General features: G+C 70.0%; 20 protein-coding genes and 2 pseudogenes. 18 read left to right on the forward strand and 4 right to left on the reverse strand.

The genetic code is table 11. The features are described 5' to 3' along the window. Positions 1–66: 66 nt before the first annotated feature. The 10 genes and pseudogenes from VXC91_RS05350 to VXC91_RS05395 all read left to right on the forward strand — a co-directional run. Positions 67–318 (forward strand): annotated as a pseudogene (locus tag VXC91_RS05350) (SDR family NAD(P)-dependent oxidoreductase); the annotation flags it as partial. A 184-nt stretch (positions 319–502) separates the two neighbouring features. After that, a complete protein-coding gene (locus VXC91_RS05355) occupies positions 503–2,170 on the forward strand; it encodes an NAD-dependent malic enzyme (RefSeq protein ID WP_329505564.1) in 1,668 nt (555 codons plus the stop codon). Positions 2,171–2,472: 302 nt separating this feature from the next. Further along, complete coding sequence (locus VXC91_RS05360) at positions 2,473–5,367, forward strand: bifunctional glycosyltransferase/CDP-glycerol:glycerophosphate glycerophosphotransferase (protein ID WP_329505479.1); 2,895 nt, start codon at positions 2,473–2,475, stop codon at positions 5,365–5,367. Further along, positions 5,364–6,497 (forward strand): glycosyltransferase family 4 protein, encoded by a 1,134-nt coding sequence (locus VXC91_RS05365; RefSeq protein WP_329505480.1) that lies wholly within the window; start codon positions 5,364–5,366, stop codon positions 6,495–6,497. Before VXC91_RS05360 ends, VXC91_RS05365 begins: the two co-directional genes overlap by 4 nt. 492 nt (positions 6,498–6,989) lie before the next feature. After that, entirely contained in the window at positions 6,990–8,306 is a 1,317-nt protein-coding gene (locus VXC91_RS05370) for an ABC transporter substrate-binding protein (protein ID WP_329505481.1), read from the forward strand. 14 nt (positions 8,307–8,320) lie between these two features. Next, positions 8,321–9,319 (forward strand): carbohydrate ABC transporter permease, encoded by a 999-nt coding sequence (locus tag VXC91_RS05375; protein ID WP_329505483.1) that lies wholly within the window; start codon positions 8,321–8,323, stop codon positions 9,317–9,319. Between the two features lie 52 nt (positions 9,320–9,371). Continuing rightward, on the forward strand, positions 9,372–10,211 hold the full coding sequence (locus VXC91_RS05380) for a carbohydrate ABC transporter permease (protein WP_329505566.1): 840 nt from the start codon (positions 9,372–9,374) through the stop codon (positions 10,209–10,211). Between the two features lie 29 nt (positions 10,212–10,240). Beyond that, entirely contained in the window at positions 10,241–11,605 is a 1,365-nt protein-coding gene (locus VXC91_RS05385) for a GH1 family beta-glucosidase (RefSeq protein WP_329505484.1), read from the forward strand. Between the two features lie 262 nt (positions 11,606–11,867). Further along, positions 11,868–12,563: a L,D-transpeptidase family protein gene (locus VXC91_RS05390; RefSeq protein WP_329505485.1), complete on the forward strand. Its 696-nt coding sequence runs from the start codon at positions 11,868–11,870 to the stop codon at positions 12,561–12,563. Between the two features lie 123 nt (positions 12,564–12,686). Then, entirely contained in the window at positions 12,687–12,872 is a 186-nt protein-coding gene (locus VXC91_RS05395; RefSeq protein ID WP_329505486.1) for a hypothetical protein, read from the forward strand. A 161-nt stretch (positions 12,873–13,033) separates the two neighbouring features. Here the strand turns inward: VXC91_RS05395 and VXC91_RS05400 are convergent, their stop codons facing one another. After that, positions 13,034–14,440, reverse strand: coding sequence for a S1 family peptidase (locus tag VXC91_RS05400; RefSeq protein ID WP_329505487.1), 1,407 nt, complete (start codon positions 14,438–14,440; stop codon positions 13,034–13,036). 284 nt (positions 14,441–14,724) lie between these two features. Here VXC91_RS05400 and VXC91_RS05405 point away from each other — a divergent pair, with 284 nt between their 5' ends. From VXC91_RS05405 to VXC91_RS05415, 3 genes are all read left to right on the forward strand, one after another. Continuing rightward, positions 14,725–15,366 (forward strand): HAD family acid phosphatase, encoded by a 642-nt coding sequence (locus tag VXC91_RS05405; protein ID WP_329505488.1) that lies wholly within the window; start codon positions 14,725–14,727, stop codon positions 15,364–15,366. A gap of 93 nt (positions 15,367–15,459) precedes the next feature. Then, positions 15,460–15,846 (forward strand): PPOX class F420-dependent oxidoreductase, encoded by a 387-nt coding sequence (locus tag VXC91_RS05410; RefSeq protein ID WP_329505489.1) that lies wholly within the window; start codon positions 15,460–15,462, stop codon positions 15,844–15,846. A gap of 155 nt (positions 15,847–16,001) precedes the next feature. Then, the gene (locus tag VXC91_RS05415) at positions 16,002–17,333 is read left to right on the forward strand and encodes an enolase C-terminal domain-like protein (protein WP_329505490.1); all 1,332 of its coding nucleotides are present in this window, start codon (positions 16,002–16,004) and stop codon (positions 17,331–17,333) included. A 71-nt stretch (positions 17,334–17,404) separates the two neighbouring features. Here the strand turns inward: VXC91_RS05415 and VXC91_RS05420 are convergent, their stop codons facing one another. Further along, the gene (locus tag VXC91_RS05420; protein WP_329505491.1) at positions 17,405–18,304 is read right to left on the reverse strand and encodes an N-acetylglucosamine kinase; all 900 of its coding nucleotides are present in this window, start codon (positions 18,302–18,304) and stop codon (positions 17,405–17,407) included. Positions 18,305–18,623: 319 nt separating this feature from the next. Between VXC91_RS05420 and VXC91_RS05425 the strand changes: the two are divergent. Further along, positions 18,624–18,725 (forward strand): annotated as a pseudogene (locus tag VXC91_RS05425) (IS607 family transposase); the annotation flags it as partial. A gap of 110 nt (positions 18,726–18,835) precedes the next feature. Beyond that, on the forward strand, positions 18,836–20,665 hold the full coding sequence (locus VXC91_RS05430; protein WP_329505492.1) for a hypothetical protein: 1,830 nt from the start codon (positions 18,836–18,838) through the stop codon (positions 20,663–20,665). A gap of 34 nt (positions 20,666–20,699) precedes the next feature. Here VXC91_RS05430 and VXC91_RS05435 read toward each other — a convergent pair whose 3' ends face one another. Next, entirely contained in the window at positions 20,700–21,362 is a 663-nt protein-coding gene (locus VXC91_RS05435; protein ID WP_329505567.1) for a nucleoside/nucleotide kinase family protein, read from the reverse strand. 193 nt (positions 21,363–21,555) lie between these two features. Here VXC91_RS05435 and VXC91_RS05440 point away from each other — a divergent pair, with 193 nt between their 5' ends. The 3 genes from VXC91_RS05440 to VXC91_RS05450 all read left to right on the forward strand — a co-directional run bounded on the left by VXC91_RS05440 (position 21,556) and on the right by VXC91_RS05450 (position 25,574). Continuing rightward, complete coding sequence (locus VXC91_RS05440; protein ID WP_329505493.1) at positions 21,556–22,296, forward strand: beta-phosphoglucomutase family hydrolase; 741 nt, start codon at positions 21,556–21,558, stop codon at positions 22,294–22,296. Next, complete coding sequence (locus VXC91_RS05445) at positions 22,293–24,644, forward strand: glycoside hydrolase family 65 protein (RefSeq protein WP_329505494.1); 2,352 nt, start codon at positions 22,293–22,295, stop codon at positions 24,642–24,644. The genes VXC91_RS05440 and VXC91_RS05445 overlap by 4 nt, the downstream gene beginning before the upstream one ends. 108 nt (positions 24,645–24,752) lie before the next feature. Further along, positions 24,753–25,574: a DUF817 domain-containing protein gene (locus VXC91_RS05450; RefSeq protein ID WP_329505496.1), complete on the forward strand. Its 822-nt coding sequence runs from the start codon at positions 24,753–24,755 to the stop codon at positions 25,572–25,574. A 61-nt stretch (positions 25,575–25,635) separates the two neighbouring features. Here the strand turns inward: VXC91_RS05450 and VXC91_RS05455 are convergent, their stop codons facing one another. Next, positions 25,636–26,406: an SDR family NAD(P)-dependent oxidoreductase gene (locus tag VXC91_RS05455; RefSeq protein ID WP_329505498.1), complete on the reverse strand. Its 771-nt coding sequence runs from the start codon at positions 26,404–26,406 to the stop codon at positions 25,636–25,638. Positions 26,407–26,500: the final 94 nt, after the last annotated feature.

The raw sequence follows: 26,500 nt of genomic DNA on the forward strand, positions 1-26,500 counted from the left end.
AATGTCCGCAGTGCACAGGTTCAAGTCCAAGACTCACCCCTGCTCACTGATTAGGAACGGTACGGCATCCTGATCACCGGCGCGGCGCGCGGCATAGGCGCCGCGACCGCGCGGCGGCTCGCACGAGAGGGCGCCCGTGTGCTCGTCAGCGACGTGGACGTGGCGGAGGCCGAGAGGACCGCGGGCGCACTGCGCGAGCTGGGTGCGTGGGCCGAGGCGTTCCGGTGCGACGTCGCGGACCGCGCCGGCGTGGAGGCGGCCGTGGCCCACGCCGTGGAGGCCTTCGGCACGTTGGACGTACTGGTCAACAACGCCTACGGCTGAACCCCCGACGCCCCGCGTCGCCCGAGGCGCTAGGGGATCTCGGCGGCCGTACGGCGGGGCGGGGCCGTGCCGCGGCTCCGGCGATCAGGTGAAGGGATTCGTCCACTCGGCCGTGCGGGAGGTACACGAGCGGGGCACAGGGAAGACAATGCTGACCCCCTCCTCCCTGGACCGCATGATGACCCATCTCACCGGACAGACCACCGCTCGTGGTGCCGCGCTGCTCGCCGACCCGCTGCTGAACAAGGGCACGGCCTTCACCCGGCGAGAGCGCGCGGAGCTCGGGCTGGAAGGATTGCTGCCGCCCGCCGTCGAGACCCTGGACGAGCAGGTCACCCGCGCCCACCGGGCCTTCCTCGGCTACGACAAGCCGCTCAACCGGCACATCTATCTGCGCCAGTTGCAGGACACCAACGAGGTGCTCTTCTACCGCCTGGTCACCGCCCACCTGGAAGAGTTGCTGCCGATCGTGTACACGCCCACCGTCGGTGAGGCGTGCCGCCGCTTCAGCGAGATCTACCGACGGCCCCGCGGTCTCTTCCTGGCCTGGGAGGACCGCGACCGGTTCCACGAGATCCTGCACAACCGTCCGCACAAGGGGGCTGTCGAGGTCATCGTCGTCACGGACGGCCAGCGCATCCTCGGCCTCGGCGACCAGGGTGTCGGCGGCATGGGCATCCCCATCGGCAAACTCAGCCTGTACACGGCCATCGGCGGCATCCACCCGGCACGCACCCTGCCGATCCTGCTCGACGTGGGCACCGACAACGAGGAGCTGCTGTCCGATCCGCGCTATCTGGGGCGCCGGGAGCGCCGGCTCACCGGCGCCGAATACGACGAGATGATCGAGGCGTTCGTCTCGGCGGTCGAGACGGAGCTGCCGGGCACCCTGCTGCAGTGGGAGGACTTCGCCACCGCCCACGCCCGGCCGATCCTCACTCGCTACCGTGACCGGCTGCTCACCTTCAACGACGACATCCAGGGCACCGCGGCGGTCGTACTGGGCGCGCTCTCCACGGCGTGCCGGGTGTCGGGCACGCCGCTGCCCGAGCAGCGGCTGGTCGTGCTGGGTGCCGGCTCCGCCGCCGTGGGGGTCGCCGACATGATCCGCGCCGCCCTTGTGGACGAGGGGCTCTCGGACGAGGCGGCCAGGCGGCGCTTCTGGTTCGTCGACGTGGACGGGCTCCTCATCGGCGCCCGTACCGGTCTGAGCGACGAACAGCGGGTGTACGCGCGTGCGGACGACGAGGTGGCCGAATGGGACGGCACCGGGCTCGCCGAGGTGGTGCGCCGGGTGGAGCCGACGGCCCTCATCGGTCTGTCGACGGCATCCGGAGCCTTCACCGAGGAGATCGTGCGGCAGATGGCGTCGACCTGCGAGCGGCCCGTGGTCTTCCCGCTGTCCAACCCGACCTCGCACTCCGAGGCCGATCCGGCCGATCTTGCCCGCTGGACCGGTGGAAGGGCGCTGATCGCGACCGGTTCCCCGTTCCCGCCGCTGAAGGTCGACGGCCGGGAGGCTCCCCTCGCGCAGGCCAACAACGTGTACATCTTCCCGGCCATGGGGCTCGCGGTGGCAGCCGGCGGAGCGACCAGGGTCACCGACCGGATGCTGGTGGCCGCCGCGCGCGCCGTCGCCCTGCGGGCCGCGGACGAGGCCGCCGGGCTTCCGGGCCCGCCGCCCCTGCTGCCGGCGATCGGAGGAATGCGGGAGGCGGCACGGGAGATCGCGTTGGCTGCGGCGCTCGCCGCCGTCGAGGACGGGGTGGCTCCGAGGGCCACCGAGGCGGAGTTGCGCGCGGCGGTCGCCACGGCGCAGTGGACCCCCGACTACCCGGCCCCATGATGTCCGGCACGCCCTCGCTCCAGCCCCCGGCCGGGCCGTCCCGGCGGGGCGGCCGTGCCTCGACGGGCGCGGTCACCGACGCGCGGTCTCCGTGGCCGTGTCCTCACGTAGCGTGGAAGGGAGGTGGGGCACCGCTCTGGCCGCGGTGAACCGCAGCATCGCAACCCTACGGGACGTGGGGTTGCTGACCCGTGCTGAACCCGGACGCACCCTGTCCGCGGGACGCCCTCGCGGACGCCGCCGAGCCACGGCGGGGGACAGGCCCGCTGTCCGGAGAGCCGAATCCGAGACGAGAGGTGGCCGTGTCGATCGATACCCCCGAGTCAGGCGGCGCGGAGCCGGACATCAGCGTCGTCGTCATCGTCTACAACGATGCCCGGCGCCTCCCGGCAGCCGTGCGCTCCGTACTCGACCAGACGCTGCGCAACGTGGAAGTGATCATCGCCGACGACTGCTCGACCGACGGCTCCTACGGCGTCGCGCGGCAACTCGCCGTCGGTCACCCCGGCCGCGTGCGGGCGATCCGGCTGGAGGAGAACAGTGGCGGCTGCGGAGAGCCCCGCAACCGGGGCATGGCCGCGGCCCGCGGGCGCTATGTGATGTTCCTGGACAGCGACGACACCCTCGAGCCCAATGCCTGCCGCAACATGCTGGAGGCGGCCGACCGTACCGGCGCCGACCTGGTCTCCGGACTGTGCCTACGGGTGTATGCCGACAGCCGGCATGACAAGAGAGTCCCCTGGTATCCGTGGCTGTACCGGTCCACACGGACCGTCGAGTCGATCGCCGAACTGCCGGACCTGTTCGTCTTCGACACCCTGTCGACCAACAAGTGCTACCGGCGTGAGTTCCTCGTCGAGAACGAGCTCACCTTCCCGCGGGGCATCCACTACGAGGACCTGCTGTTCACGGCGCAGGCGTACCTCGCGGCGGGGCGGATCACGCTGATCCCCAACACCGTCTACTTCTGGCACGTGGTGGAGAAGTCCACCACCAAGTCGATCAGCAACCGGCGCCACGAGATCAACAATTTCACGGACCGGCTGGAGATCCACCGCCGTATCGACGCGGTGCTGGACCGGCGTGGCCTCGGCGGGCTCAAGCTGCACAAGGACATCAAGTTCCTCAAGCACGACCTCGTCCTCTACCTGCGTGAACTGCCCTTCCTGGACGACGACTACCGGCACCGCTTCGCGGAGCTGGCCCGCGGTTACGTGAAGGAGTTCCCGGAGGAGGCGTACGCCCAACTGGACCGCGTGCACGCCATCTGTGCCCACCTGCTGATGCGGGAGGACTGGGACAACCTGATGCCGGCCGTCGACACGCTGATCAACCGGAACAAGATCTCCGCTCCGCTCGTCCAGCGAGACGGCCGCGTCTACTGGTGCGACCAGCAGCTGGACGACCCGAAGGTACGGGCCGTCATGGACGTCACGGGCCTCGGTTACCACGGCAGACCGCTGGAGGGAATGTTCCTGCGCAACCTGCTCACCGCGTACGCCGTGCGCGGGGACCTGGTGGTGCTCGAGGGCGCGGTGGTCAATCCGCTGCACACCGTCGCCGCCGACGCCCGGCTCACGGCCGAGTTGGAGTTCCGGGCCCGTCGGCGCAGCCTGCAGACGTTCCGGTTCCCGGTGCGGAAGGTGCGTCACGAGGGCGACAGCGTCACCTGGCAGGCCGTCGTCCCGCTGTCGGCGCGCTTCCGGCCGCTCGGTGTCGTCGACGAGGTGTGGGACGTGCGGCTCCATCTGACGGCGGACGGGAAGAGGACCACCACTCGGCTCACAGCAGGTCGCGTCGACCTGGAGAACGCCGCGTCCGTGCCCGTGCAGCCCCGGCTCAGCCGGCTCGTGGCCGACCGGCTCGAACCCCAGGTCTCCGCCAAGGGACATCTCGCCTTCCGGCTCACTCAGCACGGCACGGCGGCCCGCCACGGGCGAGCCGTCGTGGACCGGAATCTGCACGGCCCGGCAGCGAGGACGATCAAGGGCACCTATCGCACACTCCGGGCCGTCAGGAGGGACCTGGCCTCGGGTGCGCGCAAGGTCCAGGTGTACCACCGCATGGTCCGGCTGCTCCCGGTCCGCAAGGGCACCATCGTCTTCGAGAGCCACCTCGGCCGGCAGTACAGCGACAGCCCACGGGCCATCCATGAGGAACTGCGCCGCCGCCGGGCACCCGTCACCTCCATCTGGTCGTACGCGGGAGCGAGGCCCAAGGGTTTCCCGGACGACGTCGAACTCGTCCGCCGGTGGTCCTGGCGCTACCTCAGGGCGCTGGCCCAGGCCGAGTTCTGGATCGACAACCAGGGCTTCCCGTTGCGGCTGGCCAAACGCCCGGAGACCACCTACATCCAGACGTGGCACGGCTCGGCCCTCAAGAGGATGGGCTTCGACGAGCCCACCCATCGGGTGATGTCGGAGCAGGAACAGCAGTCCTACCAGGAGTCGTTGGACCGCTTCGACCACTTCGTGGTCCGCAGCGAACACGACGTCCGCACCTTGGCGCGGGCTTACCGCATCCCCGAGGAGAAGCTGCTGCGCACCGGATACCCCCGCAATGACGCCCTCGTACGGGCGGCCCGCGACCATCGTGCGCCGGACGCGGAACTGCGGCGGCTCGCCGAACGCCTCGGCGTCCGCCCGGACCGCCGTGTGCTGCTGTACGCCCCGACGTTCCGTGCGCGTCCCGACGGCGCGGTCCGGGCCTTCGAGTTCCCCTTCGATGTGGAACGCTTCGCCGACCGCTTCGGCGATCGGTACACCCTGCTGGTGCGCTCCCACTATCTGAACCGGGTCGCCCTGCCGCCGTCGGCGACGGGCCGGGTGATCGACGTGACGGGCGAACCGGACATCACCCCGCTTCTGCTGCTCGCCGACGCCCTGGTCACCGACTACTCGTCCGTGATGTTCGACTATGCGCTGCTGCGCCGGCCGCTCGTGTTCTACGCCTACGACTGGGAGGAGTACTCCCAGGACATGCGCGGCACCTACTTCGACCTCCTCGAAGAAGCGCCCGGCCCGGTGGCGCACACTGAGGAGGAACTGTTCGCCGCGGTGTCCGACCTGCCGGCGGTGGTCACCCAGTACGAGGCGCAGCTCAAGGAGTTCGTGGACAAGTACGGCGAGTACGACCGCGGGGACGCGGCGGCTCGCATCGTGGACCGCTTCTTCGGCCCTGCGGGAGAGACCCGATGACGCAGCGTGAGATCTTCTTCGTCGCCAACGAGGTCAACGAGCTCGGCGGTGTGGGCCGCTGGCAGGCCCAGATGGCCCGGCTGTTCGTGGAGCGCGGCCACCGGGTCCGGATCATCGGTATCGCCCCGCCCGAGCTGGCGATGGACCTCGGCGACGATCCGCCGTTCGAGACCCTGACCCTGTACGACCGGCGGCCCCCGGGCCGGCGCAGGCCCCGCGTCCCGTTCGGCCGTTTCGATCCGTCTCTCCGGCGCCGGGAGGCGGACATGCACGCGGCTGCCGAGCGCCTGTCCCGGCTGTTCCTGGCCGCGCCCTCCGGGGCCGTGATCATCGTGACCCAGGTCTGGGCGATGGAATGGGTGGCGCTCGCGGACACGGCCGGGCACCCGGTGATCGGCATGAGCCACGAGTCCTTCGGCGCCTCCCGCCGCTCCTCGCGCTTCGCCCGCGTGCAGCGCTACTACCAGGATGTGGACCGGCTGCTGGTCCTGACTCAGGAGGACGCCGATCTCTGGGTGGCGCAGGGCCTCAACAACGTCGGCTTCATGCCGAACCCGCTGCCGGTGACCCCCGGTGCCCCCTCGCCGCGCACGGAGAAGGTGGTGGCCAGCATCGGGCGGCTCAGCCACGCGAAGGGCGTCGACCTGCTGCTGGACGTCTGGGCCGAGGCGGCGCCGCGGCAACCCGGCTGGATCCTGCGGATCTACGGCGCGGGGGAACACGAGAGCCTACTGCGGCAGCAGTGTACGGAGCTCGGCCTCGACGACTCGGTGGAGTGGGCGGGGCAGACCGGCGATGTGACCGCGGCGCTCGGGCGGTCGTCGGTGTTCGTGCAGTCCTCGCGTGGCGAGGGCTTTCCGCTCGTTCTCCTCGAGGCGATGGCCTGCGGCGTGCCGTGTGCCGCGTTCGACTGTTCCCCCGGGGTGCGCGAGATCGTCAGCGACGGCGAGGACGGGCTGCTGGCCCGGCACGGCAACACCGCCGAACTCGCCCGTCAGCTGGTGCGGTTGATGTCCGACGAGAACCTCCGCGACACGATGGGTGACAAGGCGCGGCAGAACGTGCGGCGCTTCGCCCCCGACGTGATCACCCGTCGCTGGGAGGAGCTCTTCGACTTCCTGGAGCGCTGACCGACCGTGCCCCGGCGCGAGCCGGGGCGCGCGGGCGTGACGGCGAGCGTTCAGGTTCAGAAAGTGAACGGTGTGGGGTCAAGGCGACCCAGTCGCCCGTGACATGCCTCAGCCGCTTGAACGCAGGGCCATGAACGGCGGTCGGAGTTCCGTCAGAGGCTGCCGACGTGTCCTCGGCTCGCGGCCTTCCCGGAGGAGGCCCGGCGACGGCTCGAACCATGGTCCGAGCGCCCGTCGAGACCCAACCGTTGCAGTAGGCCCTGTCCGGCTCTCCTCCGCAGGTCACATGCCCTGCGGAGGCCGTGTGACGCCCGCCTGATCGTCCCCGTCGCGGCCGGCCGGCGATTAACCCCTGTCGGATCCCTTGACGAGCGTTTCGCGTGGGGTTTAACTCACGTCCTAAATTAAGCCGTGAGGGTTTCGGGAGTCGAACGGGTGTCATCCGGAGCCTTTCTCGGCGTACACGACTCCCGGAAAGGGACACCAGGAGCCATGCGCAGCATCCGAGCCGCGGCCGTCGGCGCCGTCACCATGTCTCTCGCCCTTGCCGTCTCGGCCTGCGGCGGCGGTTCGTCGACGGGTGGTGGATCCGACGACTCGCCCAAGACACTCACCTACTGGGCCTCCAACCAGGGTGCCAGCATCGAGGTCGACAAGAAGGTCCTCCAGCCCGAACTCGACAAGTTCGAGAAGCAGACGGGGATCAAGGTCAAGCTGGAGGTCGTCCCCTGGTCGGACCTGCTGAACCGGATTCTCACCGCGACCACCTCGGGTCAGGGCCCCGACGTGCTGAACATCGGCAACACCTGGAGTGCCTCCCTGCAGGCCACGGGCGCGCTGCTGCCGTGGGACGCCAAGAACTTCGACAAGATCGGCGGCAAGGACCGCTTCGTCGACTCGGCGCTCGGCTCGACCGGCGCAGAGGGCAAGGACCCGGCGGCCGTCCCGCTGTATTCGATGGCGTACGCGCTCTACTACAACAAGCAGATCTTCGCCGATGCCGGCATCGCCAAGCCGCCGGCCACCTGGGACGAGCTGATCGCCGACGGCAAGAAGATCTCCGCGAAGGGCAAGTCGCCGCTCGGCGCCGAGGGCTCGAACGTGTCGGAGAACATCCACCACGTCTTCGTCTTCGGCAAGCAGCACGGCGCCGACTTCTTCACCCCGGACGGCAAGGCCGACTTCACGAACGACGGTGTGGTGGCGGCGGTCAAGCAGTACGTCGATCTGATGGCCAAGGACAAGGTCATCCCGACGGGTGACGCGGAGTACGCACAGAACCAGTCCGTGAGCGACTTCGCCAAGGGCAAGCAGGCGATGCTGCTGTGGCAGTCCGCGGCCGCCAACCTCAAGTCGCAGGGCATGAGCGAGGACCAGTACGGCATCGCTCCGGTGCCTGTCCAGTCCGGCACCCCCGGCACCGGCGCCCAGGTCAACTCGATGGTCGCGGGCATCAACCTGGCCGTCTTCAAGAACAGCCACAACCTCGACGGTGCCACGAAGTTCGTGAAGTTCATGACCAGTGACGAGGAGCAGAAGGTCCTCAACACGGCCTACAGCTCCATCCCGCCGGTCAAGGCCGCGCAGGAGGACGCCGCCTTCACCACGCCGTCCAACGCCGTCCTGAAGGACACCCTCGCCAAGAGTGCCGCCGCGCTGCCGCAGGTCGCCGACGAGTCCCAGTTCGAGACGGCGGTCGGTACGGCCGTCAAGGAGCTGTTCGCCGACGTCGCCGCCGGACGGGCGGTGACCACGGAGTCGGTGAAGGCCAAGCTCCAGAAGGCCCAGCAGCAGATGCCGACGAAGTGAGCACGGGCACCATCATGACCACCACGACCGCCTCCGCCGATACCGGCGAGCGGACGGTGCGCAAGAAGTCTCCCGGTGCGGCGCGCGGCCCGCGCCGCACCGGGCGGATCCGCCGCATCGGACTGCCCTACCTGCTGCTCCTGCCCGCCCTGGTGCTCGAACTCCTGGTCCACCTGGTGCCGATGGTGATCGGCATCGTGATGAGCTTCAAGGAGCTGACACAGTTCTACATCCGCGACTGGGGCACGGCGCCCTGGTCCGGCTTCGACAACTACAAGGTCTCGGTGGACTTCAACGCCCCCGTGGGCGACGCGTTGTTCCACTCGTTCCTCGTCACCGTCGGCTTCACTCTGCTCTCGGTCGGCCTGTGCTGGCTGATCGGCACGGCCGCCGCCGTCTTCATGCAGGACGCCTTCCGCGGCCGGGGCCTGCTGCGCGCCCTGTTCCTGGTCCCGTACGCGCTGCCTGTGTATGCGGCCGTCATCACCTGGGTGTTCATGTTCCAGCACGACAACGGCCTGGTGAACCACGTCCTGCACGACCAGCTGCACCTCACCGACAAGCCCTCCTTCTGGCTCATCGGCGACAACAGCTTCGTCGCGCTGCTCGTGGTGTCGGTGTGGAAGGGCTGGCCGTTCGCCTTCCTCATCGTCATGGCCGGCCTGCAGAACATCCCCAAGGAGCTGTACGAGGCGGCCGCCCTCGACGGCGCCGGAATGTGGCAGCAGATCCGCCGTATCACCCTGCCGTCGCTGCGCCCGGTCAACCAGGTCCTGATCCTGGTGCTGTTCCTGTGGACGTTCAACGACTTCAACACGCCGTACGTCCTGTTCGGCAAGGCCGCACCGGAGGCGGCGGACCTCATCTCGGTCCACATCTACCAGGCCTCGTTCGTCACCTGGAACTTCGGCACCGGCTCCGCCATGTCCGTCCTGCTGCTGCTGTTCCTGCTCGTCGTGACGGGCGTCTACCTGCTGCTCACCTCCCGAGGAAGGAAGACGGCCGATGTCTAGCACCACTCGGGCGCCGCAGCCGCCGGTCACCTCGCGGTCGCCACGCTCGCCGATGGCCTCGCCCCGGTCCTTCCTGTGGTCCCGGGGGATCTTCCTCACGCTGCTCACCGTTTTCGTCCTGGTGCCGGTCTATGTGATGCTCTCCAGCTCTCTGAAGCCCCTGGCGGACGTCACGGGGAAGTTCCGTTGGCTGCCGAGTGGCCTGACCATCCGCCCGTACATCGACATCTGGTCGACGGTCCCGCTGGCCCGGTACTTCGTGAACTCGGTGATCGTGGCGGGCGCTGCGACCGTGTGCTCGGTCGTGATCGCGGTCTTCTCCGCCTACGCGGTCAGCCGCTACGACTTCCGCGGCAAGCGCGTGTTCACGGTGACCGTGCTGTCCACCCAGATGTTCCCCGGCATCCTCTTCCTGCTGCCGCTCTTCCTGCTGTACGTCAACATCGGCAACGCCACCGGGATCGCGCTGTTCGGCTCGCGCGGCGGTCTGATCCTGACGTACCTCACCTTCTCGCTGCCCTTCTCGATCTGGATGCTCATCGGGTACCTCGACTCGGTGCCGCGCGATCTGGACGAGGCGGCGCTGGTGGACGGCTGCGGGCCGCTCGGCGCACTCTTCCGGATCGTCGTACCGGCCGCGATCCCCGGCATCGTCGCGGTCGCCGTCTACGCGTTCATGACCGCCTGGGGCGAGGTGCTCTTCGCCTCCGTGATGACCAACGACACCACCCGCACCCTCGCCGTCGGGCTCCAGGGCTACTCCACGCTGAACGACGTCTACTGGAACCAGATCATGGCCGCCTCGCTCGTCGTCAGCGTCCCCGTGGTCGCGGGCTTCCTGCTGCTGCAGCGCTATCTCGTCACCGGGCTCACCGCCGGAGCCGTGAAGTGACCGACACCCCTATCCCTGAGAGGACTTCTGTGTCCGGACCCATCGACCTCGCCGCGCTCCCGCACGACTTCCTGTGGGGCACGGCCACATCGGCGTACCAGATCGAGGGGGCCGTGGCCGAGGACGGCCGTTCGCCGTCGATCTGGGACACGTTCTCGCACACTCCGGGAAAGATCGACGGTGACGACAACGGCGACGTCGCCTGCGACCACTACCACCGCTGGCGCGAGGACATCGGGTTGATGAAGCAGCTCGGCACCAACGCCTACCGGCTGTCGGTCGCCTGGCCCCGGGTGGTCCCGGACGGCGACGGTCCGGTGAACCCCAAGGGCCTCGCCTTCTACGACGAGTTGGTCGACGCCCTGCTGGAGGCGGGCATCACCCCGTCGGTCACGCTGTATCACTGGGACCTGCCGCAGCTGCTCCAGGACCGCGGCGGCTGGCCCGATCGGGACACCGCCGAGCACTTCGCCGCATACGCCGCGGCAGTCGCGCGGCGTCTCGGTGACCGCGTCACCCACTGGACTACGCTCAACGAGCCCCTGTGCTCGGCCTGGATCGGCCACCTCGAGGGCACGATGGCTCCGGGACTGACGGATCTCACCGCCGCGGTCCGCGCCTCGTACCATCTGCTTCTCGGCCACGGCCTGGCCGCCGCTGCCATCCGTGCCGCCGTACCGGACGCCGCTGTCGGCATCGTCAACAACCTCTCCACCGTGCACGCCGCCGGCGACAGCCCGCAGGACGAGGCCGCCGCCCGCCGCATGGACGGTCACGTGAACCGCTGGTGGCTGGACCCCGTCCACGGCCGGGGCTTCCCCGCCGACATGCGTGAGGTCTACGGCGTCGAACTCCCGGAGCGCCCCGGCGACTTGGAGACGATCGCCGCACCCCTGGACTGGCTGGGACTCAACTACTACTTCCCGGCCACCGTCGCGGACGATCCTGCCGGGCCGGTCCCGCACGCCCGCCCGGTGCGCCGCGACGGTGTGCCGCGCACCGGCATGGACTGGGAGATCGACGCGAGCGGCATCGAGACGCTGCTGCTGCGCCTCACCGACGAGTACGGCGCGCGCAGGCTGTACGTCACCGAGAACGGCTCCTCCTTCCCCGACGTCGTGCGCCCCGACGGCACCGTGGACGACCCCGAGCGCCAGGACTACCTGGTGAAGCACCTTGCCGCCTGTGCCTCGGCTGCGCGTAAGGGTGCCCCGCTGGCCGGCTATTTCGCCTGGTCGCTGCTGGACAACTTCGAGTGGGCATACGGCTACGACAAGCGCTTCGGCCTCGTCCACGTCGACTACCGCACCCAGGCCCGCACGATCAAGGGCAGTGGGCACCGGTACGCGGACATCGTGCGTGACCACCGGAGCCGGTCGCGACGGGCGGCCTGACGCGGCAGTGCCGGTTCGCGCCGTGAGGCGCGGACCGGCACAGGGCGACGACGCAGGCGCTGTCAGTGCCACCATCGGTGGTCGTCGCCGCGCCGGCAGACCCCCTTCGGAACGCCCCGCGAACACCCGAATGTCACTGTTTCGTCGCAGTGTGACCTTTCTTACAACCCGCGAGCCTCGTTGCCTGTCTACCTGGCAAGCAAGCTGGAACGCAGGGTGAGTGCGCGCGCACGGGCGCGCTCACGAGGACGAAAGGTCCGCCATGGGGGACATACGCAGACGGGGAACCGTCGCACTGGGGATCACCGCGCTGGTGATCCCGCTCACACTCGCGCTCGGCGCCGCGCCTGCCGACGCGGCGAGTTGCACCACACAGACGGGGCCGTATCAGAAGCAGGTCGAGAAGTTCCTCGGCCGGCCGGTTGACGGCAGGCAGTCCGCTGCCGACTGTAAGGCGATCCAGGCCTTCCAGTACAAGCACGGCATCACCCCGACCATCGGCTACGCGGGACCCGTCACCTGGGGGGTGATGGACCTCATGAACAAGCAGAAGTCCGTCGGGACAAACCCCAACAGGGACCGGAAGTGCCCCGTCAACAAGGGCCGTATCGCGTGCGTCAACCTCACGCTCCAGCTCAGCTGGATCCAGGACGGGAGCCGGCTCGTCTACGGACCGGTTCCGGTGCGTACGGGCCGTAACGGCTACGAGACCCGTACCGGCCTGAAGAAGATCTACTGGCGGCACATCGACCATGTGTCGAGCCTGTACAACGTGCCGATGCCGTACAGCCAGTTCTTCGACGGCGGCCAGGCCTTCCACTCCGTCGGCCTGAGCATGTGGAACCCGCCCGGCTCGCACGGCTGCGTCAACATGACGAAGACCGCCGCCCAGAAGTACTGGTCGCTGCTCAGGGTCGGCGACGACGTGTTCGTGTACGGCCGCAAGCCCGGCACCTGACGCGGCACCCGGCCCGGCCGTTCCTGTGGGCGGCCGGGCCGGCCCGCGCGGAGTGATCAGCTTCACGGTCCGGAATGCCGGAAGGCGCCTGATTGCTCACAGCGCCTTCACGTGGGGCCCCGTATGCTTCACGCCATGCCCACCACTCCTGAACCCGCAGCGGATCGTTCCGCCGACGAGGTCAACGAGGAGATCCGGGCCCTGTGGTTCCGCAGCGGCGGGACGCTGAGCATGGAGGAACGGCGGGAGTACCAGCGGCTCGTCATGGAATGGGCGGCCGCCTCCCCGGACCCCACTCAGGCGGCCTGACGGTTCGCCTCGCGCCTCGTCCCCGTGACGATCGGCGCGGCGCGTTGGGGGCCGTCCCTCGAGCCCGACTCTCCCGATGCCGTGCCTGCGCGGCCTTCGTCCCGTTCCGTTCCAGAATGATGACGGCAAAATCCGGCGACCCTGTGTTACGGAACGCGGCCTCAGCCCCAGGTGCCGGAGTAGGCCCGGCGGTAGGCCTTGCGCTCCTGTTCCGTGCGGATGTAGCGGGTGGCGGCCAAGGCGACCAGACTCCCCGCGACGACCAGCAGGCCCGGCCCGACGTTGCGCACGTCGGTGAGCCGCGTCACGAAGCTGCCGGCGGTGCCGGTGGCGCCGACCTCCTGGACCGCGCCCGGAGCCGCGGCTCCGGGCGGCCCCGAGCCAGGGGCGATGGCCGCGCCCTGCGAGGCGGAGGCGGACGGCGCGGGAGCGGTGGACGCCTCGTTCGTCGCACCGCCCGACGCCTGGATCTGCCCGGTGAGCCGGATCCCGAGTGTCGACATCGCCTGCGTCACCGGCTGGAAGAACGTCGTGCCGCCCGACCGGCAGTCCCCGTTGCCGCCCGACGTCACGCCGAGCGCGATGCCCTCGGAGAACAACGGGCCCCCGCTGTCGCCCGGTTCGGCGCACACCGTGGTCTGGATCAGACCGGTGACCGTGCCCTCGGGGTAGTTCACAGTCGCGTTGAGCGCGGTGACCGCACCGTCGTGCAGACCGGTGGTGCTGCCACTGCGGAAGACCCGCTGTCCGACGACCGGATCCCCGAACCCCGTGATGCGCACTCCGCGCCCGTCGCCGATGGCCACGACGTTGGCGCCGGGTGTCTCCTGACCGTTCTCGTACCGGATGAGTGAGAAGTCGCCGGAGCCGGGGAACTCCGACGTCACCGTCCGACCCACCAGGGTCCGGCCCGTGCTGTCGGAGAACCAGAGGGTGCCGCCCGGCCCGCAGTGTCCGGCGGTGAGGATGAACTCGCTCTGCCCATTGGTCACGTTGTAGCCGGCCGAGCACCGGCCGTTGGTCGAGATGACCGGCTGGGCGCCGTTCACCCGGGTCGTGAACCTGCCTTGGGTGCGCTCCATCCGTACGAAGTCGCCTATAGCATGGGCGAGTTCGGTCATTCTGGACCAGTCGGAGGCGGAGACGGAGCTGTCGGCCTGCACCACCACCTCGTTGGTCCGGTAATCCAGGGCCCAGGCGGTGCCCGCCACTTTCGGGGCCGAACTCAGGGCTTTGGTGGCCGATTTGAGCTGGCCCATGCTGTGCTGAACCATCTTGGCCCGGGCTCCGGCGGCCGCGACCTGGCCGGCCGCGGCTTCGTCGGTCACGGCGACGACCGGTTTCCCGTCGGAGGAGACCCAACTGCCCGCCGTGCGTGACATGCCGAGCTGCGCCACCAACTCGGCGGCCGTCCGGGAGGCCGCCTGAGCGGACGTGTCAGCGGGAGCCGGCGCGCCGGACGGTTCGCTCGCCAGGGCCTGGGTGACCATAACGCCGCCCAGGAGCAGTCCGCCGGCGGCCGCGATGCGTGCGCCTCGCCGGACGATCCGTCGTCGTGCATGCCTCATCCATGGCTCCCGAACCCCGAACGGCACGGCGTGACCACCGCGGGGCGCTCCGATCGCCGAGCGCCCTCACTACATACGTGGGCCGGGGCCCGGGAGTTCACCGACGGGCGGTGCGAGTGACACCCTCGGCGAAGCGGAGGACTGACTCGCGAGTAACTGTCTACCGAGGAGTAACTTTTCCGTGGTCTGCCGTCCATTCTTGGACATGAGCATGACGGTTGGCGGCGACGCTCGAGGAACTGCCGCCGTTCAGATGCGAGTTGGACGCTAGGGAAGGTACGGGCATGACAAGATCGGGTGTGGGGCGCCGGATCGGTGCGGTCTCGGCGGTCGTGGCGCTGGGCCTCGGTGGCACGGCCGTGGCGGCGCAGACCGCCTCCGCGGCTCCCGTGCAGAGCGCGGTGAGCCTGGCGGCGGCGCAGGCCTCCGACGTCGACTACGTCACCTGGCAGGCCGACGTGAAGGCGGTCATCGACCAGGCGCTGTGGTACGTCCAGCAGCGCACGGCGAACACCGCCGGGCAGAAGCCGGCGATCGTCTTCGACATCGACAACACGACGCTGGAGACGGACTTCCGTCCCTGGTACCAGCTGCCCACCCCCGCCGTGAAGCCCTCGCTCGAGCTGGCGAAGTATGCGAAGTCCCGCGGCGTCTCCGTCTTCTTCGTCACCGCGCGCCCCGGCATCATCGCGTCCGAGACCAAGTGGAACCTCAAGGCCGTGGGCTACCCGGTCGACGGTCTGTACGTACGTGATCTGCCGGACCTCTTCGACGAGGTCAGCGAGTACAAGAGGGGCAAGCGCGCCGAGATCGAGGCCCTGGGCTACACGATCATCGCGAACGTCGGCAACAACGACTCGGACCTGGCCGGCGGTCACGCCGAGCGCACCTTCAAGCTCCCCGACTACGACGGCGCGTTGTCCTGACGGATCCCTCCGCGAACCAGGGCGCCGGTGCGGTCGTAGGTCCGTACCGGCGCCCTGCGCATGTCAGGCCGCCGGCTGCCTAGACTGCCCTCCATGGACGAAGCCACGCTCGACCGGCTCGCAACCGGGCAGTATCTGTTGGTCACCAGCTACCGCAGGAACGGAACAGCGGTCGCCACCCCGGTGTGGGTGGTACGCGACGGCGAAGCGCTCGGGGTGTGGACCCCCGCGGACTCCTGGAAGGTGAAGCGGATCCGGGCCCGCGCCGATGTCCTGGTCGGCCCCTGCGACCTGCGCGGCAATCCGACGGGCGATCAGGTCCCGGCCAGTGCCGAGATCTGCGACCCGGCCACCTCGGCCCGCTATCGGGACCTCATCGGGCGCAAGTACGGCATCCTCGGCCGTCTCACCCTTCTCGGCAGCAGGCTGCGCCGGGGCCGGGAGGGGACGGTGGGCATCCGGGTCACGCTGTCGTCGTGATCCCCTCGCAGCCGGGAACGGCTGCGGAAGGGCATCGACCCGGCAGAGAGCCGGCGCGGCGGCCGCCGACACGGTGGGCGCGGCGGTCGCATCGCGGGAGGACGACGCCCCCCCACGTTGCCGCACCCCTACCACCTTCCAGAGGAGTCCCGTCCATGAGCCAGCCCACCATCACCTCCTTCTCCGTGTACCCGGTCGCCGGCCGGGACTCCATGGCGCTCAACCTCTCCGGAGCCCACGGGCCCTACTTCACCCGCAACATCGTCGTCCTCGAGGACTCCGAGGGGCGGACGGGACTGGGTGAAGTGCCCGGTGGGGAAAGGATCACGCGGACCCTGCGCGAGGCCGAGCCGATCGTCGTCGGTGCGCGCCTGGGCGACCACAAGCGCGTCCTGCGCGAGATAGGGGGCAGGTTCGCGGGACGGGACTCCGGCGGCCGGGGCGAGCAGACCTTCGACCTGCGCACGACCGTGCACGCGGTCACCGCCGTGGAGTCGGCGCTGCTCGACCTCCTCGGGCAGCACCTGGAGGTGCCCGTCGCCGCCCTGCTGGGCGACGGCAAGCAGCGCGACTCGGTCCGTGTCCTCGGTTACCTCTTCTACGTCGGCGATCCCGACCGTACCGACCTGGACTATGTCCGCGAACCCGACGCGAGCGCGGACTGGTACCGGATCCGCCACGAGGAGGCACTCACCCCCGAGGCGATCGTCCGGCAGGCCGAGGCCACCTACGACCACTACGGATTCCGCGACTTCAAACTCAAGGGCGGAGTCCTTCCGGGGGAGGAGGAGGTCCGGGCGGTGCGCGCCGTCAAGGAGCGCTTCCCGGAGGCCCGGATCACCCTCGACCCGAACGGCGCATGGTCCCTGCGCGAAGCCGTCGAGTTGTGCCGGCCGCTCGTGGGCACCCTTGCCTACGCTGAAGACCCCTGCGGGGCCGAGGGCGGCTACTCCGGCCGGGAGATCCTCGCGGAGTTCCGGCGGGCCACCGGGCTGCCCACGGCCACGAACATGATCGCCACGGACTGGCGCCAGCTCACCCACGCGCTGGCGCTGCAGTCCGTCTCCATCCCGCTCGCCGACCCGCACTTCTGGACGATGCAGGGGTCGGTGAGGGTGGCCCAACTGTGCCACGCCATAGGACTGACCTGGGGATGCCACTCCAACAACCACTTCGACATCTCCCTCGCCATGATGGCCCACTGCGGAGCCGCGGCCCCCGGCGAGTACAACGCGCTGGACACCCACTGGATCTGGCAGGAGGGGCTGGAACGCCTCACCACCGCGCCGCCGCGGATCGACGGTGGTGAGATCGCCGTACCGGACACCCCCGGTCTCGGTGTCCGGCTCGACCGGGACCGGCTCCTCGCCGCTCACGACCTGTACCGGAGCAAGGCGTTGGCGGATCGCGACGACGCCGTGGGCATGCGGTACCTGATCGAGGGCTGGACCTTCGACAGCAAGCGGCCCTGCCTGGTGCGGGGGTGACGGAGCATCGAGCGCGGGACTGTACCCCAAGGGGGTATGCGCGGCAGAGCGAGAGCGTGGCGGGGACTTGCCTAGAGGATGGAACGGGCCAGTGCCACCGCTCCGTCGACGGGCGCCACACTCAAGGGCCTTGGCCGTGCACCGGGCAGCAGTGCCTGGAGCGAGGCGGCGAAGGCGCCGTACAGCGCGGGCTGGGCCAGCACGGTGCTGCCCGCGACCACGACGTCGTCGACCGGAACCCCGCGTTCGGCGAGTCGGACGACGAGCGAGGCGAGGGACCGTCCGCCTGCGGCGATCACCTCACGGGCGAGATGCGAACCGGCCTCGGCGGCCGCGAACACGGCCGGCGCATGCCGCCCCCACTCCGCGGAGACGTCCGCCGCACTCTCCAACGCGGCGCCGAGCGCGGGCACCTCGCTCACACCGAACGCGGCGATCAGTCGCAGCGCCAACTCGTCCGGCGGCTCGCCGCGGTCGTGCGCCGCCCACGCGGCCCGGGCCGCCTCCCGGACGAGACCTGCCGAACCTCCCTCGTCGCCGAGCACCGCTCCCCAGCCACCGACCTGAACGGGTGTGCCGTCGCAGAGCCGGCCCACGGCCACCGAGCCGGTGCCTGCGACCAGGCCGACACCCTTGTCGAGCCCCGTCGCGGGCACCAGGAGTTCGGCGTCGCCCACCACCAACGCGGGCACACCAACCTGTTCGTGCAGGGCGGCACGTATGTACTCGCACTGGCGGGGTGTCTCGCAGGCGTGCCCGCCGACAGCGACGGCCGAGGGGCGGGCGCCGTGCGGCAGGGCCTCGTGGATCAGTGCGGTCAGCCAGTCGGCTGCTGCTGCGGGGTCGTGCGGCCGCCAGCCACTGCTGGGGCGGACGTGGTCGGCGACGGATTTTCCCCCGTCCAGGGCGCGGAGATGCGCCTTGGTGCCGCCCACGTCGATACCGACCACAAGGGATGTGGAGTCCTGCACGGATCCTCTTTCAGTCGTCGCGCCGTGGTGCGAACGGTGGGCGAACCGTGCCCGGGTGAGCAGGAGCCGAAGACATCGGGAGCCCCGCGACAGGCTTCGGGCGGAACACGTGATTTCGTTAGGAAATTAACTAACCAGGTAGGGTGCGTCAAGACGAGCCGCGCACTCCACCGCCGGTGCCGGGTGCGCCTGGACGCACCGAGCCCGGCGATGCGCCGCAGCAGTCGCGAAACTGGAGAGCGCCCGCGTTTTATCTGCTGGTTCTTTGGGTCGTGTGGGTGAGCGTGCCCATGTGTGAGTGAGTGTCGTTGTGCAGGGCGTGAATCTGACCGAGTGCGCGAAGGCGCAGGGTGTGCACCCGCAGACGACGTATCGCTGGTTCCGTGAGGGGACGCTGCCGGTGCCTGCTCAGCGGGTCGGGCTCAAGGGCCTTACGCCCGAGGACGACACGGTGCTGCGGGCCGTGGGCGGGCACCTGGGCACGCCGGCCGCGAAGGATCTCAAGCGGCGGTGTGCCGACGGTTGACCGACGTGCATCTTCCTTATCAGCGCGGCCCGTTGCACGACCTGGCGGACACCCCGGTGGCGTACGACGCCGTCCTCGCCGAGGTCACCGAGGAGGCCCTGGCGCGCATCACACCGGAAGGCAATCTCGAACATCCCGGCGCGGTCCTCGACATCGGTGACACCTCGCTCGGCGTCACCGCGCTGCTCGCGCTCGCGTGGCAGCGCACGAAAGACCCGCGTGCGCGCGAGGCGGTCCGCCGCAGCCTGTCCTTCCATCTGCGCGAGCGGGTCTACACGCAGGACAACCCCGGCTACCCGAATCTGAGGGCACGGGACTCCGGACTCCCGTACGCCCGTTACGTCCTCGAAGCGGGCGCCCACCCCATCGGCGACTGGCCGAGCACGGTGTGGGCACTGCTCCAGGCGGTCAGCGTCCTCGACGCGGCGGACGGGCTCCTGGACGATGCACAGCACGCCGAACTCCTCGGCTTGGCCCACGGTTACTGGCGCTGGCTGACCGAGGCGACCTTCTTCAACCCGCAAGAAGCGGGCAATCAGGCGATCGGGTGTGTCGTGGGCGGCCTGATGCTGGCCCGCCATCTCCCCTCCGCCGAGGGCGAGCCGGTTCGCGCGCGGGCGCTGAGCCTGTACGCCGATGAGATCCGTGCCCGCCGGGTGCGGGATCGGGGCGAGCTGCTGCCGCCGGAGCACGGTGGCTCGTACGACAACAACTACGGCCCGATCTCCCTCTCCTTCCTCGCCCAGGCGCACCGGATCACCGGCGAGGAGGTCTTCGCGCAGGACGGCGATGCGCTGGCCCGCTACATCGACGCGCGCCTGACGAACGGCGGCTTCGACAGCGGCGGCCCGCGCTACAGCGAACAGCACTCCGGCTTCGAATCCGTGCTGGGACTGCGCTACTTCAGCCGGCGCATCGCCTCCGACCTGGGTCGCTACCGCGGCGACACCCGATGGGGACGGCACGCGGTCCATCCGGACGGCGGCATCGACGGCCACTTCGCCTTCATGCTGGTCTGGCAGATCCAGGACCCGGCACGCTGGCACCGCACCCCGTCGACCGCGATCGCCCGCCACCAGTTGCGCGCGGGCACCGTGTCGGTCGCCTTCGACGACCGCATGACCCCGGCGCTGATCGAGGCCGCGGGCACGTACTACCTGGCGGCCGCGGTCGACCGCCGGCACGGCTTCGGACCGGTCGTCGACGGCTTCCTGCTGTGCCGGCCGATGGGCCGGGTCCGGGTACGCGACATCCGCACCGGTGAGCTGGCGGCCAAACTGGTCACGAAGCCGGTCGTCGACCGCGAGCATGTGCTGCGCCATGTGCGGTCCCTCTACGGCACCGACGGCACGAGCCTGTGGGTCACGGTCGCCGTGGAACGGCTCGACGGGGCGCCCTACCTGCTGGCGGGGCTGCCGTATGCCACAGATGACGGCCACCTGGTGCGCAGGACCGCCGAGGCCGAGGCGACGTCCGCCGGAGCCCTGCGTCTCACGCACCCACGGGGACAGGGGCCGGACCACTTCGATGCCCGCGCGGAGATCACCCAGGAACAGGCGGCCTTCGCGCTGGCCGCCGATCCGCGCGGCTACGGCAACCCGGACGAGGGCTGGCGCCACCTGGTGTCCTCCACGGCACTCGAAGCCGGCCCCGTGGCCGGTGCCCCGGAGGATCTGCATGTCTTCGCCGTGCGGTACGGCCCCGAAGGCCCGTTCACGCCCGCCTTCGAGTCGGGAGCGCAGGGCCTGACCGTGCGGACCGAGGCCTTCACCGCGCTGATCGGCGAGATCGCCGGTGATGCCCACGGGGATCCGGAACTGAGGCTGCGCGCGTGAGCGCCCATCGGCCCGCGGAACCGCACGGAGCGGTTCAGGCGCATCGCTCCGGAGCGCGGGGCGCGGGCAGCGCCGTACTCGGAACCACCAGGTCCGCACGGGCCCTGGTCGCCGCCACCAGGTCCGCGTTGCGCTGGTCGGTGCCGAGCACCCACGCCACCGCCGTCTCGTGGTCCTTGCCGAACTCCTCGTGGCGGGCCACGAGCCGGCGGATGCGCTCCTCCTCGCCGATCTCGCAGAACCACACCTCGTCCAGCCGTGGGCGGACCCGGCCCCAGGCGCCGCTGTCCAGCAGCAGGTAGTTGCCCTCCGTGACGACCAGCCGAACCTCCGGGAGCACCGGGACCGCGCCCGCGATCGGCTGTTCCAGCACGCGCTCGAAGCCTGGCGCGTACACGGTCTCGTCGCTCTCCTCACGCAGCCGCCGCAGCAGCGCCGCGTACCCGGCGGCGTCGAACGTGTCGGGTGCGCCCTTTCGGTCGCGGCGGCCCAGGCGGTCGAGCTCCACATCGGCCAGGTGGAAGCCGTCCATGGGCACGTGGACCACCCATGGCCGTCCGTCGCCGTTCAGTTCTCGCACCACCTGCTCGGCGAGTGTGGTCTTGCCCGCCCCGGGGCTGCCGGTGATGCCGAGGATCGCGCGACGGCCGGGTCCCGCCAGGGACGCGGCCCGCTTCAGCAGATCGTCAAAGTTCATATGGGTGCGCCGCTCGCTGCCGGAGAGGGAGTCCCCGTCATTGGACCAGAGGCGGCGACGGATCGCGAGGACGGCGATCACTCCAGGGGCCGCCCAGGCCGCGCGGTCCGCCCTGGTCCGTCCGTGCTGGGAGAGCGCAGGAATGTGGCGCCCGCCACTCACTGCCCGGCGTTCTTCGGGGAAGCTAGCCCCTATGACAGAGCTCGGTCTTCCGGACGGCATCCAGGCCTGCCTCTTCGATCTCGACGGGGTCATCACCAAGACCGCCGTCGTCCATGCGGCCGCGTGGAAGCAGACGTTCGATGATTTCCTGCGCCGGCGGGACGGGGACTCCTTCCGGCCCTTCGACGAGGTCGCCGACTATGACGAGTACGTCGACGGGCGCCCGCGCGCCGACGGCGTGCGCACCTTCCTGGCCTCCCGGGACATCCACCTGTCCGAGGGCGACCCAGGAGACCCGCCCGGGAGGGAGACCGTCCACGGTCTGGGCAACCGCAAGAACGAGCTGGTCCTGGAGCTGATCCGGACGCGCGGTGTCGACGCTTACGACGGCACGATCCGGTATGTGGAGGCCGTGCGCGCCGCCGGTCTGCGGACGGCCGTCGTCTCCTCCAGCACCAACTGCCGCGACATCCTTCGGTCGATCGGCGCCGAGCAGCTCTTCGACGTGCGCATCGACGGAGTCGTCGCCGCCGAGCGGCATCTGCCGGGCAAGCCGCATCCGGACACCTTCCTCGCCGCCGCCCACGACCTCGGCGTCGAGCCGAAGGCCGCCGCCGTCTTCGAGGACGCGCTCGCGGGCATGGACGCCGGGCGTTCGGGCCACTTCGGGTACGTCGTCGGAGTGGACCGGGTCGGCCAGGCGGACGCGCTGCGTGCCCACGGAGCCGATGTCGTCGTGACGGACCTTGCGGAACTGGGGGAGCGCTCGTGATCACCCAGACCTGCTACGCCGTCGAGCCCTGGGCGCTGCGGGGGCTGCACCTGGACGTCCTGCCGCAGAGCGAGTCCGTGTTCGCGCTGTCCAACGGGCACGTGGGCTGGCGAGGCAATCTCGACGAGGGCGAGCCGCACGGGCTGCCCGGCTCATACCTCAACGGCGTCCACGAGCTGCATCCCCTGCCCTACGCGGAGGCTGGGTACGGCTACCCGGAATCCGGGCAGACGGTCATCAACATCACCAACGGCAAGATCATTCGTCTGCTGGTGGACGACGAGCCCTTCGACCTGCGCTACGGGCGGCTCGGTTCCCACGAGCGCGTGCTGGACCTGCGGGCCGGTACGCTCACCCGGACCTGCGAGTGGACCTCACCGGCCGGCACAACGGTCCGGGTGCGCTCCACACGCCTCGTCTCCTTCACCCAGCGTGCGATCGCCGCGGTCGCCTACGAGGTCGAGGCCGTCGGCGGTCCGGCCCGGATCGTCGTGCAGTCCGAGCTGGTCGCCAACGAGCAACTGCCCGTCCGCGAGGGCGATCCGCGCGCCGCCATGGTGCTGGACTCGCCGCTCGAGGCGGAGGAGCACTTCGCCAAGAACGGCAGGCTGCGGCTGGTGCACCGTACGCGCCGGAGCGGCCTGAGGGTCGGGGCCGCGGCCGACCACGTCGTCAGGGGTCCCGAGCCGACCACGACCCAGTGCGAGGCGACCGACGACCTGGCCCGCCTCACCGTCGCCTCCCTGCTGCGGGAGGGTGAGCGGCTGCGCGTGGAGAAGTTCGTCTCGTACGGCTGGTCCGGTACGCGCTCGCTGCCCGCGATCAGCGATCAGGTGGACGCGGCGCTGGCCGCCGCCACGAGCGCCGGCTGGTCCGGTCTGCTCGCCGAACAGCGGAGCTACCTGGACGACTTCTGGGCGCGCTCGGACGTCGAGGTGGACGGCGACGAGCAGATCCAGCAGGCGGTCCGCTTCGGCCTGTTCCATGTCCTGCAGGCCGGGGCGCGCGCCGAACAGCGCGCGATACCCGCCAAAGGGCTGACCGGCTCCGGTTACGACGGTCATGCGTTCTGGGACACCGAGATGTTCGTGCTGCCGCTGCTCACCTACACCTCGCCCGACGCGGTCGCCGAGGCGCTGCGGTGGCGGCAGAACACGCTGCCCGCGGCCCAGGAGCGGGCCGTGCAACTGGGGCTGCGCGGGGCGGCGTTCCCCTGGCGGACCATCGAGGGCTCGGAGGGTTCGGCGTACTGGCCGGCGGGCACCGCCGCGTTCCATGTGAACGCCGGCATAGCGGACGCCGTCGTCCGCTATGTCGCGGCCACCGGCGACGAACGGTTCGCACGCGACACCGGGGTCGAACTGCTCGTGGAGACGGCCCGGTTGTGGCGCTCGCTCGGTCACCACGACCATCACGGCACCTTCCACATCGACGGGGTGACGGGGCCGGACGAGTACAGCGCGGTCGCCGACGACAACACGTACACGAACCTGATGGCCCGTGCGAACCTGCTGGCGGCCGCCGACGCCGTGGAGCTCCATCCGCGCCGGGCCCGGGAACTGGCCGTCGACGCGGAGGAGAGCGCGGGCTGGCGCGACGCGGCCGAGGCGATGCACGTGCCGTACAACCACGAACTGGGCGTGCACGAACAGCATGCCGGATTCACCCGCTACCAGCGGTGGGACTTCGCCGCGACCCGCCCCGACCAGTATCCGCTCCTGCTGCACTTCCCGTACTTCGACCTGTACCGCAAGCAGGTGGTCAAACAGGCGGACCTGGTGCTGGCGATGTACACATGCAGCCCGTATTTCGATGCCGAGCACAAGGCGCGGAACTTCGCGTACTACGAGTCCCTCACCGTCCGGGATTCGTCACTGTCCGCGTGCTGTCAGGCGGTTGTCGCGGTCGAGGCGGGCCACTCGTCCCTCGCCTACGACTATCTGCACGAAGCCGCGCTGATGGACCTCGAGGACCTGGAGCACAACACCCGCGACGGGCTGCACATCGCGTCCCTGGCCGGCACCTGGATGGCGCTCGTCGCCGGTTTCGGCGGTATGCGCCACCACGGGGAGAGGATCGAGTTCGCGCCACGCCTGCCGGAACGGTTCGGCCGGCTCGCCTTCACGCTGGAACTGCGGGGGCGTCGGCTGCGGGTGGACATCGGCCGCACAGAGGCCACGTACAGGCTGGTTGAGGGGGAGCCGTTGACGATCCACCACCACGGCGATCCGCTCACGGTCGACGCGGACAAGCCGCACACCCGCGAGATCCCTCTCCTCAAACCCCGCCCGGCACCGGACCAGCCGCTGCACCGGAGGCCGAACAACGCGGGAGCCACGCAGAATTGAGGGCGGAAGCTGCCGCTCACCGCGCCGGCACCGCACGGTTGAGCGGCTGCTCGGCGAAGAGGGCGCGGAATCGGCAACCGCCGGCGCCGCCCCATGGTCTACAGGGACATGCACAAGATCAGGCATGGGACCGGGGTGTTCGTCCGGCAGCTGGCGTTGTTCGGATGGCTTCAGGCGCGTTGCTGTGCCGTCGCCGTCGCGTTGTTCGCCGGTATGGCGGTATCGACGCTGCTGCCCCCGCTGCCGGTGGCACGATACGACCTGCTGCTGGTCTACGGGGTGCTGCTCACCTGCGTCTGCCACCTGCTGGGGTGGGAGAACCGTCGGGAGGTGGCCTTCGTCGCCGTGTGTCATCTCCTCGGACTCGTCTTCGAGCTCGTCAAGGTGCACGTGGGGTCGTGGAGCTATCCCGAGCCCGCACTGACCAAGATCGCCGGTGTGCCCCTGTACGGAGGCTTCATGTACGCCGCGGTCGGCAGCTACGGCTGCCGGACGTGGCGACTGCTCGATCTGTCGCTCACCGGATACCGGGCTCGGAGCACCACCGTGCTGGCCGTCCTTCTGTATGCCAACTTCCTCACGCACCACTGGCTGCCCGACCTTCGCTGGGTCCTGGGCGCCCTGCTCCTGCTCGCCACGAGCGGCACATGGATGTACTTCACGGTCGGCAGTCGACGCCATCGGATGCCGTTGGCGCTGTCCTTCACCCTGGTCGGGTTCTTCCTGTGGCTGGCCGAGAACATCGCCACGTATCTCGGGGCCTGGACCTACCCGTCCCAACTGGACGGCTGGGAACCGGTCTCCGTGTCCAAATGGGTCTCCTGGGCGTTGCTGATCACCGTCATCTTCGCCATACGGGCCATCTGGCGGATCGCGCCCGCCCGACGCCGCGGTGCTGCCGTGGGGCGTCCGCCTCTGGCAACGACCTGACCGCGGACGCCCGGCTCGCCACTTGGCCGGTGCACCCGGGCGCACGCCGGCCCGGACCGCATCAGACGCTGTAGCCGCCGTCGACCCCCAGAGCCTGCCCCGTGATGAACCCGGCCCGGTCCGAGGCGAGGAAAGCGACCGCCTCCGCGACGTCGACGGCGGTGCCGAAGCGGCGCAACGGGATGTTGCGCCGGGTGATGTCCAGGGCCCTCTCGTCGAGTTCACCGGTCGCTATCAGCCGTGCCGCGATCCCGTCCGTCAGCATGCCGGGCGCGACGCAGTTCACGCGTACGCCGTACCGGCCCTCCTCGGCGGCCAGTGCTCGCGCCACCGCCTCGACTGCGCCCTTCGTACCGGCCGACAGCCCGTCGCGCACCGGGAACCGCCGGGTGGCCACGGTGGTGACGGCGACGATGCTGCCCCGGCTCTCCCGCAGCCTCGGCAGCGCGGGATGCACCAGATTGAAGAACGCCACGGCCTCCGCGCACAGTTGTGCCCGGTACCGCGCGGGGGAGACCCGGCTCAGATGGACCATCGGCACATGCGGCCCCGCCGCGTGGACGAGCGTGTGGATGCCGCCGAAGGCGTCGGCGACCTCGCTCACCGCCTGCGCCGTGGCGGATTCCTCGGTCAGGTCCACTCGGACGGCCAGGCACCGGCGCCCGCGTTCCTCGACCTCGTCGACGAGCGCCGCCGCGCCCTTCTCGTCCGTGCGATAGGTGAACGCCACGTCGCTGCCCCGCTCGGCCAGGATCCCGACCAGCACCGCCCCGATGCCTCCGGTTCCGCCCGCCACGAGCGCTGCGCCTGTCCTGCTGGAGAAGTCCGACACCGTACCGCCTCACAATCCGCTCGGGTACCACAGCATGTAGCGGTGTCGAGCGAAGACTTGAAGACCCGTGGGGAAGGCAGGGCGAGGGGGGCGG

The sequence above is a fragment of the Streptomyces chiangmaiensis genome (assembly GCF_036281785.1).
In the GTDB taxonomy this organism is placed as follows: domain Bacteria; phylum Actinomycetota; class Actinomycetes; order Streptomycetales; family Streptomycetaceae; genus Streptomyces; species Streptomyces chiangmaiensis.

Excerpts from the sequence above, each read along its gene's own strand:
- VXC91_RS05405 (WP_329505488.1), top strand. The coding sequence starts at position 14,725 with ATGACAAGATCGGGTGTGGGGCGCCGGATCGGTGCGGTCTCGGCGGTC.
- VXC91_RS05415 (WP_329505490.1), top strand. The coding sequence starts at position 16,002 with ATGAGCCAGCCCACCATCACCTCCTTCTCCGTGTACCCGGTCGCCGGC.
- VXC91_RS05410 (WP_329505489.1), top strand. The coding sequence starts at position 15,460 with ATGGACGAAGCCACGCTCGACCGGCTCGCAACCGGGCAGTATCTGTTG.
- VXC91_RS05365 (WP_329505480.1), top strand. The coding sequence starts at position 5,364 with ATGACGCAGCGTGAGATCTTCTTCGTCGCCAACGAGGTCAACGAGCTC.
- VXC91_RS05390 (WP_329505485.1), top strand. The coding sequence starts at position 11,868 with ATGGGGGACATACGCAGACGGGGAACCGTCGCACTGGGGATCACCGCG.
- VXC91_RS05400 (WP_329505487.1), bottom strand. The coding sequence starts at position 14,440 with ATGAGGCATGCACGACGACGGATCGTCCGGCGAGGCGCACGCATCGCG.
- VXC91_RS05380 (WP_329505566.1), top strand. The coding sequence starts at position 9,372 with ATGGCCTCGCCCCGGTCCTTCCTGTGGTCCCGGGGGATCTTCCTCACG.
- VXC91_RS05355 (WP_329505564.1), top strand. The coding sequence starts at position 503 with ATGACCCATCTCACCGGACAGACCACCGCTCGTGGTGCCGCGCTGCTC.
- VXC91_RS05435 (WP_329505567.1), bottom strand. The coding sequence starts at position 21,362 with ATGAACTTTGACGATCTGCTGAAGCGGGCCGCGTCCCTGGCGGGACCC.
- VXC91_RS05395 (WP_329505486.1), top strand. The coding sequence starts at position 12,687 with ATGCTTCACGCCATGCCCACCACTCCTGAACCCGCAGCGGATCGTTCC.
- VXC91_RS05450 (WP_329505496.1), top strand. The coding sequence starts at position 24,753 with ATGCACAAGATCAGGCATGGGACCGGGGTGTTCGTCCGGCAGCTGGCG.
- VXC91_RS05440 (WP_329505493.1), top strand. The coding sequence starts at position 21,556 with ATGACAGAGCTCGGTCTTCCGGACGGCATCCAGGCCTGCCTCTTCGAT.
- VXC91_RS05370 (WP_329505481.1), top strand. The coding sequence starts at position 6,990 with ATGCGCAGCATCCGAGCCGCGGCCGTCGGCGCCGTCACCATGTCTCTC.
- VXC91_RS05375 (WP_329505483.1), top strand. The coding sequence starts at position 8,321 with ATGACCACCACGACCGCCTCCGCCGATACCGGCGAGCGGACGGTGCGC.